A 16705-nucleotide genomic window follows, 5' to 3' on the forward strand; every position below is an offset into this window, starting at 1 on the left:
GCTGATCTTGGTGACCGCACTCTGGTCAGAATCGGCTGAACAGCACACTGGATCAGCGGGCTGGCCATCACGACCAGCCCGGTCTGATCTTCTCCCTCAGTCTTCCCACCAATATGGTGCGCGCCGGCTATTCCCGGTCGCGACTTCGTTGAGCGTGGCCGCCTCGTATGCACGTCCGCCCAGCACGACCGTTTCGACCGTTTCGGTATTGCGGATATTGTCGAGCGGATTGCCGGTGAGGATCACCAGATCGGCCAGCTTGCCCGGTTCGAGAGAACCGATCTCGCTGTCCATGCCGAGCGAGCGCGCCGATGCTATTGTTGCGGTCGCAAGCGCCTCGACCGGGCTCATTCCGCCGCGCGCGAATGACCAGATTTCCCAATGCGCCGCGATGCCAGCTTGCTGGCCGTGCGCACCGATGGCGACCTCCACTCCGCGCTCGGCCAGACGGGCTGCCTCGCGCGCGATATCGTCATCTACAAAATCTCCCTCCGGCGCAGTTGTCCGGCGTGCTGTCTGGGCACGCAGTATGGCGGGCGGCGTGTGCGCATTCAGCAAGGGCTGATCGAACACATTGGTCGCCTGCCGCCAGTAGGGATCGCCCGCAAGGCCGCCATATCCGACCACCAGCGTGGGCGTGTAATTGGTGTTCGCGCCGCCCATGAATTGCAGCACGTCCTCGTAAAAACGCTCGACCGGGATATTGTGCTCGAGCGTCGAATTGCCGTCGGCAACGAGGTTCAGATCCATCCCGAACAGCGAACCGCCCTCGGCCACGACGAGCATATTCTCCCGCCGAGCAGCCTCGACCACCATCTGGCGTTGTTCACGGCGCGGCTGGTTGTAGTTCTTGACGCTCGGGGCACCCTCGGCGCGCAAGCGGCGCACATGGTCCAGCGCGTCCTCCAGACTGTCAATCTGTGCATAGGCGTAAGGGTTACGCGCGCCGTAGATGATGCGCCCGGTAGAGAACATGCGCGGCGCCAGGATCATGCCGGTCCGCTGCATGTCTTCTGCGACGAAGAACGGCGAATCGCTGGAGGGATCGTGAATCGTCGTGGTTCCGAGCGCGAGCGCCTGCTGCAACGACCAATTCTGCTGCGGGACCACGCCATCGGCCGATACCGGACCATGCGCATGGGCATCGACCAGACCGGGGATGATCGTGCGACCGCTTGCATCGATAGTCGGTGTGCCCGCGGGAATCGAAACCTCGCCCGCTGCACCGACGGCCGAAATGACATCGCCCGAAATCAGGATCGTGCCGCTCTCTATCACGCCCCCATTATCATCCGCCATGGTGATGATGCGCGCACCCGTGATCGCCAGAGCGCCGCCATGACGGTCTGCAGGGACGGTGCGGAGCATGGAAACGCCGCTGGTTGGCTGGGTGTAATCTGCACGCTCCTCGCCCTCGGCCGGCGGAGCAGACGGGAACAGGTCGCTCAGCATGGCGGTGTAAAGCGTCGGCCCAAGTGACCAGTGCAACCGGTCGCCGCCGCTCGCCCAATGGACGAAATCGGCACCTGAATCGGACACCTCGACCACCGGGAGGCTGCGCGCACTTCCCGAAAGGCTGACGGTCTGCCCGCCTGGCATTAGCGGCACTGCAAAGGCGTCGTAATTCTCGGTGAAAGCCACAAAGCGACCGGTGGGAGAGACATGGTAGCTCGTCACCATTTCGCCGCTCGCGTGGGTGCGTGCAGCCTCGCCGTTGAGGTCGGTCGAGAGCAGCACCTGCGATCCGCCTTCGGAACCGGTCATGAAGATGCGGTCGTTTGCTGCGCCGAAATGCGGGCGCGCATTGCCCCGGCTTACCAGCGTCATCGCGCCGCCCGAGACAGGGATGCGGTAGACACCGGGATTGTCGCTGTATTCGGGCGCAGTCAAGAAACCGCCCTCCCCCTTCTCGAACACGATGGTGCGACCATCGGGCGAGAAATGCGGGCGGGCGTAATGGCCTGGTACGGTGGTAACCGTGCGGCCTCCACGACCATTCGCACCCACCGTCCGGATTTCGCCGAGGCCAGAATCAGTCCAGCGGACATAAACCACTTGGCCTCCATCGCGCGACCAGCTTGGATACAGCTCGCGCGCATCGCCGCTATCGCTGGTCAGCCGCCGCATCGCTCCGCCGCCTGCTGGCATGGTGTAGAGCCGTCCAAGGCTCTCGAACACGACCGTGCGGCCATCGGGAGATACCGAGGCAAAGCGCGGCATGGTGACTTCGACAGTGTCGGCCACCACCGGAATGCGCGGATGTGGCGCGGGCAGCACGCCGCGCGTATCGCTGATGGCGAAGGGTATCTGCGCAAGATTTCCGCCGTCGGCATCGATGCGGTTGATCTTGCCGCCGGCCCAGAACACGATGGACCGGCTATCCGGCGTCCAGTCCATGTTCGGATAGACACCTGTTACCGCCCATGTTTCCTGCACATCGCGGTCGAGATCGTCGTAAATCCGGCGTTCTGCACCAGTGACGATATTGCGGACATAGAGGCCCGATTGCAGGTTTTCGCGGCGGACAAAGGCAATCATCGTCCCGTCGGGCGAAGGTGTCGGGCGCACGGCACCGCCGAGTCCGGAAACCGCCGTAGTGACTTCGCCGCTCTCGAGGTCGTAACGCTCGATATTGAACAGGTCCTGGTTGGAATCCTGCGCGTAGATGAAGGTGCTGCCGGGGGTGACGTTGCGTGTGTAATAGATCGCGCTGCCATCGGGCGCGTAGATTGGCTCGCCCAACTCTTTCTGGTGCTGCTCGTTGGTACGTTCGACCAATTGCACGCCGCTGCCGCCGGAAATGTGGTAGAGCCAGATCTCGCCCGTTCCGAGCGAACGGCCGGTGGTGAAGTGTTTCTTGGCGGCAATGAATTGCCCGTCAGGCGACCACGTGGGCTGATGCATCAGTCGGAAATCTTCGTCGGTCAACTGCCGCATGTCGCTGCCATCGACATTCATCAGCCATATATTGTCGCCGCCACCGCGGTCGGAGGTGAAGGCAATCCGGCGGCCATCAGGCGAGAAGCGCGGCTGCACTTCCCAGGCAAGCCCCTCGGCTATGCGTGTTGGCGTGCCGCCGCTGATCGGCATTGTGTAGATATCGCCCAGCAGGGAAAATGCGATGGTGCGCCCGTCGGGCGACACATCGATGTCCATCCACGTGCCTTCGTCCACGCTGATCGGAACTTGCGAGATGGCCACTCCGGGAGGGTTGTTGACGTCCCACTCGGTGCTTTCGGCCTCTGGCTCTGCATTGGCGACTTCCGGCGTCTCGACGGACTGTCCCGGCGCGGGATCGGCAGGCGGAGCTACGCGTACGTTCTCGTCTTCGGTGACTTCCGTCTCCTCAGGCGGTTGGGCCTGGTCGGCGGGCGGCTGCACCTGAGCATAGGCAGCAGAGGTGGCGAAGAGGCTGGTAGCGGCGAAGAGCGTGAACTTGCGGAGCATCGGGATTCCGTTTCAGTTGAAAGGATATGCTTTCATACGGATCATCGGGCTCTACGCAATGGAACAAACGCTTCAGGCATCAGGCTAACTCGCTGTATTTCCCCGCACTGTGCCAAAATGCCAATTCGCCAGTGCTTGCGCCTTATGCAGGGTGAGGCTTAAAGCTGGCTCCGGGGTGAGGGGGGATCGCGACTTGTTTGAGCAAATGCGGCGAATGGGGCGGCTTGGCCCTGAAATGGCTGGCGTGATCGTTCTCGTGCTCGTTGCGCTTGTCCAGTTTGCAGACTTTGCCCCTCTTGAACGTATTCGCTGGCAGGTATTCGATATCTACCAGCAAGCGGCTCCGCGCGCGCCGGATGCCGACGGGCCGGTCGTCGTGGTCGATATCGACGAAGCGTCGATTGCCGAGCTGGGTCAATGGCCATGGCCACGAACCGATCTGGCCAAGCTGACCCGCCGACTTGGCGAAGCGGGTGCTCACGTGATCGCTTATGATATCGTGTTTTCCGAACCCGACCGTACGTCGCCCGCCCTGATTGCTGAAAGATATGCCCGCTCAGGCGACGAAGCTGCGCTAGGTGCCGAATTCGCCAGCCTGCCCAGCCACGATGCGCTGTTTGCAGAATCGCTGCGAGAAGTTCCTGTCGTCACCGGCTTTTTCCTGGATGCAGGCGAGATCGGACGCGAAGTCGAACCCGCAGCCAGCTTCACCATCAGCGGCACCCTGCCGAGCGAGAGTGTGCGCGAATACGCGGGCGCCCTGCTCCCGCTGCCGGAGATTGAACACGCATCGGCGGGGATCGGATCGGTCTCGATAGATCCCGACGCCGATGGCATTGTGCGCCGAGCGAGCATGGTGGCGATCCATCGCGGAACACTGGTCCCGGCGCTGTCGCTGGAAGCTGTGCGCGTTGCGCAGGATCTGGGCTCCCCGAACCTGCTGACGAGCGATGGATCAGGGCAAACGCTGTCTGCTCCCGGCGCTGCTGTAGCGGTGCGGCTGGGCGAGACCGAAATACCGGTCAATGATGCGGGCGAGATGTGGATTCATTTCCAGCCGGCGAATGCGCTCGGGCTGATTTCCGCCGCTCCGATCATCACCGATGCCATGAGCGATACCGAACTGGCCGAACTGGTTGCGGGCAAGATCGTGTTCATAGGTGGCAGCGCGCAAGGCCTGCAGGACCTCGTCGCGACACCGGTAAGCGATGTGCAGGTGGCCGGCGTCACCGTCCACGCGGCTGCGGCCGAGCAGATCCTCTCAGGCGATTTCCTCGATCGGCCCGATTGGGCGCTGGGCCTCGAAATGCTGCTCGCACTGGTGCTCGGCGGCATATTGGTAGTGGTCCTGCCGCGTATCGGTGCCCTGCCCGGCGCACTGGTGGCTGTAGCCATGATTGCAGCGGTGATTGCGACCAGTTGGCTTGCTTTCACGCAGCTGCGCTACCTTCTCGATCCGACCTATCCGGTTGTCGCGCTCGCCCTCATCTACGTTGTGCAGACAGCGGCAGTGTTCTTCCGCGAGGAGCGGCAACGGCGCTATATCCACTCGGCATTCGACCGCTTTCTCTCGCCCGAAATGGTCCGCCAGATCGCGGCCAGCCCGGATTCGCTCGAACTTGGCGGAGAAGAGCGCGATATGAGCGTGATGATGTGCGACATCCGTGGTTTTTCGCGCATTTCCGAGCAATACACACCGCGCCAGGTTATCGATTTCCTTATCGCGTTCCTGTCGCCGATGAGCGAGATATTGCTCGATCACAAGGCCACGCTCGACAAGTATATCGGCGATGCCATTCTCGCCTTCTGGAATGCCCCCCTCGACGATCCCGACCACCACCGGAACGCAGCGCGTGCCGCGCTGCAAATGATCAAGGTCACCGAAGAATTGAATGCCAGCATGAAGGGGCAAGGCGATGTGGTCTGGCCGGAAGAGGTCAAGATAGGTATCGGCCTCAATTCGGGCCTGTGTTGTGTGGGGAACATGGGGTCACGCCAACGCCTGTCCTATACGTTGATCGGCGATACGGTGAACGTCGCTTCCCGGCTGGAGGGGCTGACCAAGCAATATGGCGTACCCATAATCGCGGGCAGCGCACTTGCCGAGCGGCTCGATGATTTCGCGCTGATCGAGGTTGACCGCGTTCGCGTGGTCGGACGCGATGCTCCGGAAACGATCTTTGCTCTACTGGGTGACGAAGTGATGCCAGGCTCGGAAATCTTTGCACGACTGTCCGAATGTCACGCCAGGATGCTCGACGCCTACCGCCAGCAGGATTGGGACGAAGCCAACAAGCTCCTGAAAGCTGGCCTACCCTTCTATGAAAGCATGGGCGTTCCCGATCTGAATGCACTCTACCGCGAGAGGATCAGGCAATTGCGCGACGCCCCTCCCGCACAGGATTGGGATGGCGTGTTCCAGGCACTTCGAAAATAGCGCAGGGCAAGGCGGGTTACTTAACCTTCAGGCGTGCGCGGTGGTGGCTTTTCCGAGGTATCCGATCCTCCCTGCGGAGGTTGCGGCTGCCGCGGCGGGACGCCGGCGGTCGGCTGATCGTCATTGTGGTCGGGATTATCGACAATTACCGAACCCGGCTCGTCATCATCGCCGCCCGACAGCAGGATTCCCGCAGCGACAGCGCCCACTGCAATCGGGATCAGCGTTTCGAGCAGTCCGCCGCCCCTGTTTGCGCGGGCAACTTCGGGTGCAAGTTCCTCCTGTACATCCGCCAGACCCCTGTCCGAAATACGAAACGGCCCGATGGGAGGCGATCCGTTGAAGGGGATGTAGGTTGCCTGTCCCGGCGCGCTGAGCACCACGGTAACGCCGGCCGCCTCGACCTCGACCAGCCCAAGGGTCAGACCTGCGCCGGTATTGGCACCGGGACCACGCAGGATGACCAGCGTCGCCTCGTCATCATCGCTGCGCATCCCGCCCACAGCGTCTTCATCCTCGGCAATATCCTCGGCTTCCTCGCCGACAAGGACGTCGAGCGCGGTACCCCGGATGCCGATCCGTCCGGCGGGGGTGCGGATATTGGTGTCGTTCCCGTCATCCTGCCTGCCCGACAGGTAACGCAATGCGCCGCGCAGGAACGTCACCACCGTCGAACTGCCAGCGTCGGGATCGTAGACATGCCGGTCTATCCTCACGCGCGAACGGGCGCCGATGCCATAGGATGAGCGGTCGAGCAGCAATATCTGCATTTGCGAACGGCGTTCGGTCTCGATCAGGTCGCCCCACGCTATCCGGTCGCGGCGCCGGACCTCGCGCGGACGGCGCAGGCTGTCGTTGTCGAGCGTAACTTCGCCCACCACTGCTGAGGCATTGCCCACTTCGGTGCGCTGCGCGTGGGCGGGAGACGCCGTCAATCCCGCGGCAAGAACTGTGCCGCAGGCGAGCGAGGCAAGAAGGCGTTTCAGATCGCGCATGGCCTAGTCCTTCTTGCCGTCGGTTTGGGATGGTGCGGCGGGCGAAGCCGGAAACTCGCGGCTCGCTGTGGAACAGCGGGCGCGCAGTTCGACAAGATTCTGCTCGCCGAAATCATCCTCGTCCATATTGTCGATCTCGACGCGCGCACCCTGTTGATCGTCAATCGCGCAAAGATAGTAAGCGTGTAGCATGCGTGCGTTGAGTGAGCGCGGGTGCACCGCCATGACCCGCTCGAGCGTTGCCAAGGCCTCGAGCAAACGCCCGCTGCGCGCCTGATCCTGCGCAGCGGCAATTCCTGTCTCCTCGTCAGCCGAGATGTCGGAAAGCCGATCGAGCTCGGCCAATTCCTGCTCTTGCGCCTGTGCAGGGCTGACGAGCGCCAGCCCGGCAGCTGACAGCAGGACGAACCACGCTGATCTGGTAAAAAAATTCCGCATCAAGCCCCCTTTTTGCGCCAGACGCGATTATGTCACCAAAGCACGTCGCATGGCAACCGGGCCGGGCAATTACACAGCCTGAAGGCCGATCAGGCTTCCTCGATCGCGAATGTGAGGCCCGCGTGCGCTTGCAGACGCTCGACGAGCATATCGCCCATGATCGTTGCCGGGGTCCAGAATCCGCCCGGCACATCATCCGGCACGTCCTTGGCGAGGCAGATGGCCGCCTGGCTCAGCATCTTGGCAGTCGAGCCATAGCCCGGATCGCGGTCGCCGGTGACCCGGCACTTGACTGTGTCGCCGTCTGGCGTCGTGCCTAGGAACACAAGGTCGAATTTACCTTCAAGCTGCTCCTTCTCGCTCGGGCCTTCGCCGGGTTTGGGCAGTATTTTCGTTTCGAGCAGCCAGCGTGTCGGCGGTAGTGCGAGGCCAAGCATCAGCGCGTTCGTGCCCCAGCTTGTCATCCGCGCCATGCGCTTGCCGCGCCCGCCCTTTCCGGTCGCCATGGCTTCTTCGTATCGGAACTCGGTCCCATAGGCATTCCCGCTCAGCGCGTTCGACCGGTGGACGACCCGCGTGTTGATCGGGGCCATGATGAAAGGCGCAATCCAGCTTCCGTATTTCTCATCATATTCCATTGCCACGCTGCGCTGGCGGACAGAGAAATCATGGTCGGGTGGGCATAGGCTGTAGGGATTTTTCAGCTGCCTGCGCAGCTCTGCATCGCCCGATGCCTCCTTGACCATGTTGATCATGCTGGCGATCGTTCCGCCGGAAGCTCCGCCCTTCATTTTCGCCACACGCATCGCGATCCGGTCACAAGTCCGACCGGACTGCTGCTTGGCATGGCGCTGCAGGAAATGAACGCCGAGATCTGAGGGGATGGAATCGAAGCCGCAGCAATGTACGATGCGCGCACCGCTTGCCTTGGCGTCATCCACATGGCGCAATTGCATCTTGCGGATCCACTGCGGCTCCCCGGTCAGGTCGCAATAGTGCGTGCCCGTTTCGACGCAAACCTTCACGAGCGTGTCGCCGTACAGGGCATAGGGACCTACGGTCGACATGACGACCTTGGCCTGCTCGCACATGGCGCGCAATGCCGCCTCGTCGGTAGCATCGGCCACGATGAGCTCGACGCCGGCCAGACCGATGTCATCGCTCAGCTTCTGCAGCTTGCTGCGCGAGCGCCCGGCAATTGCCCATCTGACCGATCCATCGCTGCAATGCCCGTGCATGTAGCGCGTGATAATCTGGCCGACGAAACTCGTCGCCCCGTAAACGATGATGTCGAATTTCCTGTCAGTCATGCCAGCCCCGATCTTTTTTTGAGCCACCAGCTATACAGACTGCGCCCCGGCGGCAAACCCGCCAGGGACTTGGACACCAAGAAAGGGGCAGTCGGTTTCCCGGCTGCCCCCTCGAGGAACGACGATGTCTCGTCGTATTCAGTTCCCTGGGCGAGCAGGCATTTCGGCCACTGCGACACGGGTCGGTCCGGCCGGGTCGATACTCGCAAGGGCGGTCGACGTCGCCTGACGGCTGCACTGGCGGTAAGCAGTGCGCTCGCTCACGCTCTGTACTTCCGTGGTGTGTCCGCAAACTACGCGCACTGCACCGCGGATCCGGCCTTCAAGGGTGTCCCGGCCAGCTTCGCTCTGCAGATTGAGATCACCGAACTCGACAATCACCATGCGGTTACCTTCAGGGTTGACGATGATGTCTTCGGGATCGCTGGCGTTTGCAGCGGTACCTGCAAGTGCAAGGACGGAAGCGGCGGCGATAAGCTTTGCAGTAGTGAACATTTTTCTTCTCCTCGGTTGGTTTCGGCAGATCAAACTGCCTGTCGCCATTGATCGAGGAAGGCCGGGCTAAAGTCCTGATCGCAACTTTAGGATTAGTTTAGGATTTGGCAAATCGTTGAAACAAAACATTATAAAAATAGCTCTGCCTATATGATTTGCTTTCGGGTAAAGGGTTGATGACGGGAGAAACCGCCGGCATGTGCCGGAAAAATTGGAGTATATCGCATTAATTTGCTTTGATGGCCTTGGGGGCAAGCTGTGGCGGGACATGAATAGCGACCAGGAAACTGCGAAACCGTCCTTCTATGAAGGGCCGTTGACGGTCGGCGAAATTGTCGCCGATACATCGCTTTGCACTATCTCGGCCAATCAGGTCACCGTGCGGCTTGAACCGATGGTGATGGATCTTCTGACAGCGTTCATCGAAACGCCCAACGCGGTTTTGTCCCGCGATAATCTCATCAACAAGGTCTGGAGCGACCGTTACGGTTCGGACGAAAGTCTCAGCCGGGCAGTGTCGCTCCTGCGCAAATCAATTCGTTCTTGCGGGGTCACGGATACCTACGTCGAAACAGTACCAAAGCGTGGATACAGGTTGCTGCAATCGGTGAAGCCTGCCAGCACGAGCGCGGCCAACGGCTCTGCCGTACCGGTCGGGGGAAATCGTTTCACCACTGTCACGGTGGTCCCGTTCCAGTTGATCGGAAAGGAGGCGATCAGCGATATCGGACCGGAAATTGCCGACGGCCTGTCGCGCTTCAGCTGGCTGAGAGCGCGGGTTTCGACCGAATCCCGGCCCGACAGCCGGTTCAGGCTCGAGGGGCGGCAATTGCACTCGTCCGGCCACATCCAGATCAGCGTGCGCCTTATCGACCAGATCGAAGATGCCATCATCTGGTCACGCTCTTACGAGAAGCTGGTCACTGACGAGGCTGATGTCGTGCTTGAGATCGAGGGCATCACGCAAACGATCATCGCATCGCTCGGCGATCCGCACGGAAGGCTTATGGCCGCGGTTTTTTCGGACTTTATCGGGTCCGACGATAATCGACCGCTCACCGGGCCCCATGCGGTAGTCCGTACCTTCCTGTTCAAGGAACGCGTCAACGCCGAGGACCATCTGGCGACGCGCACCGCTCTGGAGAAAGCGCGCGAGATCGATCCGACCTGTGCCGACGTCTGGGCTGCATCAGCCTACATCACGATCGAAGAGTACAAGCACGAATTCAATCCCTTGCCGAACAGCGCCAACAGGGCACTGGACATGGCGCGAAAAGCGATCGAGATCGATCCGCGCAATGCCTACGCTCAGTTCTGCCTGGCAGAAGTCTACTTCTTCCGCCGCGATTACGGCGCGTTTCGCTCGGCCGGCGAAAAAGCCATCGAGCTCAATCCCTTCGATTCCGACGCAATGGCGATGATCGGCATCATGATGTTTTATGGCGGCGATTGGGAACGGGGCGTGCAACTCACCTTGCGGGCAATGGAACTCAATCCCGATCACCCCGGCTGGTACCGTTTCGCGCACATCTTCAACGACGTGCTCGACGATAACCTTCACCGTGCGCTGCAATGGGCCGAGCGGGTGCAGATGCCCTCCTATTATGCCGACCCCTACACGCGGGCGATCGTGCTGGGTCTGATGGGTCACACTGACAAGGCGCAGGAAGCCGCGAATGAAATGATAGATTTGTGGGGCACAGACCTCACGGGTTTCCGCGAGAAGGCGGTCGATCGCTGGACTTTCCGCTCACCGGAACTGGCGGAAAAATTTGCTCTTGGCCTCAGGAACGCTGGCCTGCACCTTCCTGAAACTTCGCCCGGTCAAGGCGCGCAAGCTGTCTGATCTTGCCGATGAAGTCTGCGAAATGTGGCGGAGGAGGCAGTCAGCTGCGAACCAGTCTCCACATGCAATTCCCTGCTTCACGGGAATTTACAGGGAAAAGATTGGTTTCCGCCCAAGTATGGGGTCACGTGGGTGCCCGCGAGCCGCAGAAATTAGCCATTTTCGGCGAAGATTTCCCTAAAAACGCTAACAGGGAATTTTCAGACGCGAATAGGGACCAGACCGAGGACGAGCAGGGAAATAAGTTCTCGATTTGCGTGAACTTTTTTTCCCAGCCATCTTGACGATTATGGCGAGCATTCCAACCTCATTGCTGTCCTTTTGAGGTAGAGGCAACGCGCTGTTTCGGCGCACAGCAGCAATTCTCGGGACAACCAATAGAAACCGCCGTGCACTGCACCTGGCGGGACCTTGGTTGTCGCCCCTGTGCTGCAAGCCTCGTCCCTCCTTTTGCTGCCTGCTCGGCAAAAAAGGATATGCCAAATGACAATCCAATCGAATAAGCGGGCCGCCAACGGCATTCGCAATGACATTTCTGCACTCGAGCAGAAGCTCGGTCCAATAGAATATCGGCCGCTCGCCTCGCTCAAGCGATACGAGAACAATCCGCGTAAGCATCCAGAAAAGCAGCTGGTCAAACTCGCCGCTTCCATCAGAGAGTTCGGGTTCGCGATGCCGATGCTGGTCGATGAGCAAGGCATCATCATTGCCGGCGAGGCACGGCTCGAAGCGGCTCGCCGCGTCGGGATGACCGAGGTCCCTGTCATCGTTGCCCATCAATGGAGCGCGGCGCAGGTACGATCCTATCGGCTCGCCGACAACCGGCTGGCTGAACTGGGGGCTTGGGATAGTGAGGCGCTTGCGATCGAGCTGGCCGCAATCATTGAATTTGACGAGACACCGGTCGAAATACTGGGCTGGGAAACGGCCGAGATCGACCTGTTACTCGAGGAAGATTTCGGGTCGAACGATGAGGCCGACACAGACCCTGCTGACGGCCAGATCGAACCACCGACAAAGCCAGTCAGTCGTACTGGCGACTTATGGCTTCTCGGCGAGCACCGCCTGCTTTGTGGTTCCAGCCTCGATGCTGCGAACTGGTCGATGCTGCTCGAGGGCGAGACCGCCGCGATGGCATTCACCGATCCTCCCTATAACGTCCCGGTTTCGGGACATGTCTGTGGGCTAGGCAAGGTGAGCCATGCCGAGTTTGCCATGGCCTCGGGCGAGATGTCGATGGACGAGTTCAGCGCATTCCTGTCAGAGTTCATCGCAGCGATGCTTCCGCACTGCAAGGACGGCGCGGTGCTCGACCTATGCATGGACTGGCGACATCTCGGCGAATTGTTGTCCGCCATCGAGGGTAACGGATTGTCCCTCATCAACCTGTGTGCGTGGAACAAGAACAATGGCGGCATGGGGAGCCTGTACCGGTCGAAGCACGAGCTGGTCTTCATCACAAAAAAGGGAAAAGCCCCGCACACCAACAACGTCGAGCTGGGCAAGCACGGGCGCTATCGCACGAACGTCTGGGACTATGCAGGGATCAACACCTTCGGGAAGGACCGCATGAAGGATCTTGCGGACCACCCGACGGTCAAGCCCACGGCCCTCGTTGCCGACGCGATCCGCGATGTCACCCATCCCGGCGAAATCGTGCTGGATGCTTTCATGGGCTCCGGCACCACGATCCTGGCCTGTGAGCGCACGAAGCGTCGCGGGTACGGCATCGAGATCGAGCCGGGATATGTCGATGTCGCGCTCCGACGATGGCAAGCCTTGACGGGCGAGCAAGCCGTGCTGCTCGGAACCGGCCAGAGCTTCGCCGAAGTTGCTGCGCTCCGCGCCGACAACCCCGTCGAAAATGAAGTTCCGACACCGGTCCAAACGACCACCGACGCTGCCTGAGCAGCACATTGGCGCGCCGCCCCGCTCAAGGGGCCGGCGCGCCTTTCGAGATATCCGGAGACGACCCATGCCATTCATACCTGCTTCCGACTGGATCAGCGCCTTTCCCGAAGAAGACGAGGACCTGCCTCGCCGCTTGCCGTCAGCCAGAAAACGCACCCGCCCGGTGCCACCGATAATAACTCCCGACCCGCATCCGGACGTCGGCTACCCCGAGCCTGCCGAGACCGCCGAGGCCGCCGAACCCGATTTAATCGATGCTGAAGAAGCGCGTCGCGTAGGATCGGCATGTGCAGAGTACGAAGTCGGCTACGGAAAACCGCCGGTGAGTACCCGCTTCAAGCCCGGCCAGTCCGGTAATCCCAAGGGCAGGCCGAAGGGTGCAAAGGGCCTTAATACCATCGTGCGAGAGACCCTGGGCGGCAAGTTGGCTGTTAGAACCGCTGAGGGAACCAAGAAGATCAGCAAGATCGAGGCCGTGCTGCAGAAGACGCTCGAAAAGGCACTCAAGGGCGACGCCCGCGCTCAGTTCGAATTGATGAAGTTATGGAAGAACGCGGTCCCTGATGTCTCCGACGCTGATGAAGTGGCGGGGAATGAAGAGGACCTCTCCTCTGCCGATCTCGCCATATTGGCGGCCTTCGAAGCGCAATTGGCTGAACAGCAAGGAGAGAGGTCATGATTCTGCTCACACCTACCCTCCTGTCCGCCATGCGCCGACAGCAGTTCCAGTTATTCCTGATCAAAGCGTTCGAGACGCTTCATCCCGGAGATCTACCGCTCGATCTGGCGTGGTATCTCGAGGCGATTTGCCATGCCCTGATGCAGGCAAGATCCGGCGAAGAGAGGCGCCTCGTCATCACTGTTCCGCCGCGGCACCTGAAGTCGGTGACCGCGTCAGTGGCGTTTGTCGCTTGGGTCCTCGGGCATGAGCCAAGGGCCAAGATCATGGTTGCAAGCTACAGCCAGGACCTCGCGCGGCATCACTCGAACCAGACCCGCACGCTCATGGAAAGCGAGTGGTATCGGCAGGATTTCCCGGACACGCGAATAAGTGATCGCGGAAACCGCGCCTTAGAAATCGAGACGACCGCTGGCGGCGTTCGCAAGGCAGTCTCGGTACAAGGCTCGATTACAGGCTTTGGCGCCGATATCATCATTGTCGATGACTGCATGAAGGCGGACGAAGCGAAGAGTGCTGTCGAACGACAGAACCTGCGCGATTGGTTCGAGAACACCTTGTTGAGCCGCCTTAATAACAAGGCGACGGGGCGCATAATCTCGATCCAGCAACGGTTGCACGAGGATGACCTACCCGCTTACATGTTGGAGAAAGGATACAGGCACCTCAATCTTCCCGCCATCGCCGAGAAGGAAGAGAAAGTCGCGATCGGAAGGGGGCGGGTACACGATCGATCTGTCGGTGACCTGTTAAGCCCTATACGTGAAAACCGCGAAACGCTCGACCAACTACGGCGGGACCTTGGTCCGGTGGTTTTCTCCGCCCAGTACCAGCAGGAACCGGTTACTGCCGAGGGCAATATGATCCGGCTTGAGTGGTTCGGAGCCTACGAAGCGCCTCCTGAACGACACGACTTCCTCAAGGTCATCCAGAGCTGGGACACGGGAATGAGTTCAGCTCCAACAAGCGATTATTCGGTGTGCACGACTTGGGGTTTCGAGCGTTATCAGCCGAGATGGTACCTACTTGACGTGTATCGCAAGCGGCTCGACTATCCTGACCTGTTCCGGGCGGTCATCGATCTTCACCGGCGCTTCAGGGCCGACAGGGTCATCATTGAAAAGGCTGGTAGCGGGCACGCCCTCATCCAGGAACTGCGCGCGACAAACAAGCTGCGTCCAATTGCGGCCACTCCTGTAACGAGCAAAGAAGACCGTTTTAATGCTTGCCTTGCAGAGGTGGAATCAGGACGGTTTTTACTTCCGCGTGAAGCCGCGTGGCTCGACGATTTCCGTAATGAACTGCGCGCCTTTCCTCATGGCAAGCATGACGACCAGGCCGACAGCTTCAGCCAGTTCGTCCGCCACCAGCTACGACACTGGGTCTGGCTCCTGACCGAATACGAACCTAACGGCAGAGCCCAAAACGTGGTCCGACTGGATCGCAGACCCTGGTAAGAAAACTTGGCACCATCCAAGAGTGAACGTTGGAGCACACCGTGATAGCTGACGAAGGCAGCTAGATGTACAACTGGCGTATCAATGCGATCAGCCACCAGTTGGCCAAGATCAATCGAACTTGCAAGGAACCACGGTGCGCTGGCCTTGCTGATTGAGGATGCAGCATCGGGTCAGCAATTGGTGCAGGTATTGCGGGCCGAGGAACCCGCGGGTGTCCCTTCGCCCATTGCGCGGCGCCCACGGGGCGACAAGATGTCGCGCGTCAAGGGCGCGAGTGCGATGATAGAAGCTGGCCGACTTTACCTTCCCCATCAGACGCACTGGCTCGCCGAGAGCACTGCAGAGCTTCTCGGCTTTCCAGCTGTCAGGCACCCTTGTATGAAGCCAGTCCTTCCAGCTGTACTCGAGTGCCACCACCAGTTCTGGTCCCAGCTTCGGAGGAAGTGCGCTTACAGATGTTGCTGCGCAGCTCGCGATTTCCTCCGCGACCGGTTTCTACATACACCTTTCTAAGGTGCAGTATGCGCAAAATGATACTAGATTATGTCCGCATGTGCCGCATAAACGATTTGTATCTTGACGTTATGCGCTTTAAGGGTATATTTTTTTTACGCATGATGCTAAGTCAAGGCCGCGTTGCATTGCAACCAATTTGAGGGAGGGCGAAGATGTCCATGCCACAAGACGACCAACGCAATTTTCGCAATGCGCTCGGTTCATTCGCTACCGGCGTAACGATCGCAACGACGAAGGACGGTGATGGCAATCCAATCGGCGTCACTGCAAGCAGTTTCAATTCCGTAAGTGTCGATCCTCCACTTGTGCTCTGGTCACTTGCGAAGAACAGTCACTCCCGTGCTGCGTTTTGCCAGAGCGGACATTTTGCGGTTCACGTGCTTTCGGCTTCGCAAGAAAACTTGTCGAACCGGTTTGCCCGATCCGGGGAGGACAAATTCTCCGACGTCGCGTGGTCGCCAGGGAAGCTAGATTCTCCAGTTCTTGATGAGCACGCCGCGCTTTTTCAATGTCGTACTCGCCATCAATACGAGGGCGGCGATCATATTATTCTTGTCGGCGAGGTTGTGGAATATGAGACGCGCGAAGAAGCGCCCCTACTCTTTCATGGCGGCAGCTACGCCGAACGGAGGCCGCGCCCAAAGAATGATAGCGGGGAGACAGTTGATACCGAGCATGGCCGGTTCACCGACGATTTTCTGTTCTATCTGATTTCTCGTGCGCACTTCCAGACGTCACGACCGACCCGCGAAAAGCTTGCAGAGTTGGGTTCTTCGATGGAAGAATATCTTACGCTCGCCGTACTGAGTATGGAGGCACCGCTCACGCGAAACGAGATCGGTCAGCGCCTAAACCACACCGGGCACGCGCCCGCGCCCAGATTGCTTGACTACATGACACGCAAGAAATTGATCCGCGAAGTCGATCGGGTGAAAGGCTTCGATCTCGAAGAGGAGGGACGCAAGCTTTTCGTCGAAACACTCGCATTCGGCAAAGCCTTCGAGGCCGATCTCGCAGACCACTTCACCGCGGCCGAGTTGGCTGAAACGAAGCAGGTTTTGCGGCGTATCATCGAATTGTCCGGCGAGGATGTGCCGATAAACTGGCGCGCGAGGGAAGACTGAACCCCCGATGATCTCCCGGCGAGCGTTGATTGCCGGCGCCGGACTGG

Annotated in this window: 12 protein-coding genes; 7 read left to right on the top strand and 5 right to left on the bottom strand. The window is 60.0% G+C overall.

Annotated features, from left to right (window positions below; all coding sequences use genetic code 11):
• Positions 1 to 96: 96 nt before the first annotated feature.
• On the bottom strand, positions 97 to 3447 hold the full coding sequence (locus tag AAC850_RS01940) for an amidohydrolase family protein (RefSeq protein WP_340586893.1): 3351 nt from the start codon (positions 3445 to 3447) through the stop codon (positions 97 to 99).
• 214 nt (positions 3448 to 3661) lie between these two features.
• Here AAC850_RS01940 and AAC850_RS01945 point away from each other — a divergent pair, with 214 nt between their 5' ends.
• A complete protein-coding gene (locus tag AAC850_RS01945) occupies positions 3662 to 5884 on the top strand; it encodes a CHASE2 domain-containing protein (RefSeq protein WP_340586894.1) in 2223 nt (740 codons plus the stop codon).
• A 20-nt stretch (positions 5885 to 5904) separates the two neighbouring features.
• On the opposite strand, the gene AAC850_RS01950 is transcribed toward AAC850_RS01945, so the two are convergent.
• From AAC850_RS01950 to AAC850_RS01965, 4 genes are all read right to left on the bottom strand, one after another.
• Complete coding sequence (locus AAC850_RS01950) at positions 5905 to 6879, bottom strand: FecR domain-containing protein (protein ID WP_340586895.1); 975 nt, start codon at positions 6877 to 6879, stop codon at positions 5905 to 5907.
• Positions 6880 to 6882: 3 nt separating this feature from the next.
• Positions 6883 to 7317, bottom strand: coding sequence for a hypothetical protein (locus tag AAC850_RS01955; RefSeq protein ID WP_340586896.1), 435 nt, complete (start codon positions 7315 to 7317; stop codon positions 6883 to 6885).
• A gap of 89 nt (positions 7318 to 7406) precedes the next feature.
• Positions 7407 to 8627 (bottom strand): saccharopine dehydrogenase family protein, encoded by a 1221-nt coding sequence (locus tag AAC850_RS01960; RefSeq protein ID WP_340586898.1) that lies wholly within the window; start codon positions 8625 to 8627, stop codon positions 7407 to 7409.
• Positions 8628 to 8765: 138 nt separating this feature from the next.
• The gene (locus AAC850_RS01965) at positions 8766 to 9122 is read right to left on the bottom strand and encodes a UrcA family protein (RefSeq protein WP_340586900.1); all 357 of its coding nucleotides are present in this window, start codon (positions 9120 to 9122) and stop codon (positions 8766 to 8768) included.
• A 268-nt stretch (positions 9123 to 9390) separates the two neighbouring features.
• Between AAC850_RS01965 and AAC850_RS01970 the strand changes: the two genes are divergently transcribed.
• From AAC850_RS01970 to AAC850_RS01990, 6 genes are all read left to right on the top strand, one after another.
• Positions 9391 to 10968 carry a winged helix-turn-helix domain-containing protein gene (locus AAC850_RS01970; RefSeq protein WP_340586902.1) on the top strand — a complete coding sequence of 526 codons (1578 nt, stop codon included), beginning with the start codon at positions 9391 to 9393 and terminating at the stop codon, positions 10966 to 10968.
• Between the two features lie 483 nt (positions 10969 to 11451).
• Positions 11452 to 12876, top strand: a complete 1425-nt coding sequence (locus AAC850_RS01975) for a site-specific DNA-methyltransferase (RefSeq protein ID WP_340586904.1) — start codon at positions 11452 to 11454, stop codon at positions 12874 to 12876.
• Positions 12877 to 12943: 67 nt separating this feature from the next.
• Positions 12944 to 13558: a DUF5681 domain-containing protein gene (locus AAC850_RS01980; RefSeq protein ID WP_340586906.1), complete on the top strand. Its 615-nt coding sequence runs from the start codon at positions 12944 to 12946 to the stop codon at positions 13556 to 13558.
• A complete protein-coding gene (gene terL, locus AAC850_RS01985; protein ID WP_340586908.1) occupies positions 13555 to 15015 on the top strand; it encodes a phage terminase large subunit in 1461 nt (486 codons plus the stop codon). Before AAC850_RS01980 ends, terL begins: the two co-directional genes overlap by 4 nt.
• 84 nt (positions 15016 to 15099) lie before the next feature.
• The gene (locus AAC850_RS13950) at positions 15100 to 15531 is read left to right on the top strand and encodes a phage terminase large subunit family protein (protein ID WP_422723165.1); all 432 of its coding nucleotides are present in this window, start codon (positions 15100 to 15102) and stop codon (positions 15529 to 15531) included.
• Positions 15532 to 15692: 161 nt separating this feature from the next.
• Positions 15693 to 16658 (top strand): flavin reductase, encoded by a 966-nt coding sequence (locus AAC850_RS01990; RefSeq protein WP_340586909.1) that lies wholly within the window; start codon positions 15693 to 15695, stop codon positions 16656 to 16658.
• The last annotated feature ends 47 nt before the right edge of the window (positions 16659 to 16705 follow it).

The sequence above is a fragment of the Erythrobacter alti genome (assembly GCF_037996805.1).
Lineage (GTDB): Bacteria > Pseudomonadota > Alphaproteobacteria > Sphingomonadales > Sphingomonadaceae > Alteraurantiacibacter > Alteraurantiacibacter alti.

Bases quoted from the DNA above. Each gene is read 5' to 3' on its own strand.
- AAC850_RS01960 (WP_340586898.1), bottom strand. From the start codon at position 8,627: ATGACTGACAGGAAATTCGACATCATCGTTTACGGGGCGACGAGTTTC.
- AAC850_RS01945 (WP_340586894.1), top strand. From the start codon at position 3,662: ATGGGGCGGCTTGGCCCTGAAATGGCTGGCGTGATCGTTCTCGTGCTC.
- AAC850_RS01970 (WP_340586902.1), top strand. From the start codon at position 9,391: ATGAATAGCGACCAGGAAACTGCGAAACCGTCCTTCTATGAAGGGCCG.
- AAC850_RS01940 (WP_340586893.1), bottom strand. From the start codon at position 3,447: ATGCTCCGCAAGTTCACGCTCTTCGCCGCTACCAGCCTCTTCGCCACC.
- AAC850_RS01950 (WP_340586895.1), bottom strand. From the start codon at position 6,879: ATGCGCGATCTGAAACGCCTTCTTGCCTCGCTCGCCTGCGGCACAGTT.
- AAC850_RS13950 (WP_422723165.1), top strand. From the start codon at position 15,100: ATGCGATCAGCCACCAGTTGGCCAAGATCAATCGAACTTGCAAGGAAC.
- AAC850_RS01975 (WP_340586904.1), top strand. From the start codon at position 11,452: ATGACAATCCAATCGAATAAGCGGGCCGCCAACGGCATTCGCAATGAC.
- AAC850_RS01980 (WP_340586906.1), top strand. From the start codon at position 12,944: ATGCCATTCATACCTGCTTCCGACTGGATCAGCGCCTTTCCCGAAGAA.
- terL (WP_340586908.1), top strand. From the start codon at position 13,555: ATGATTCTGCTCACACCTACCCTCCTGTCCGCCATGCGCCGACAGCAG.
- AAC850_RS01955 (WP_340586896.1), bottom strand. From the start codon at position 7,317: ATGCGGAATTTTTTTACCAGATCAGCGTGGTTCGTCCTGCTGTCAGCT.
- AAC850_RS01990 (WP_340586909.1), top strand. From the start codon at position 15,693: ATGCCACAAGACGACCAACGCAATTTTCGCAATGCGCTCGGTTCATTC.
- AAC850_RS01965 (WP_340586900.1), bottom strand. From the start codon at position 9,122: ATGTTCACTACTGCAAAGCTTATCGCCGCCGCTTCCGTCCTTGCACTT.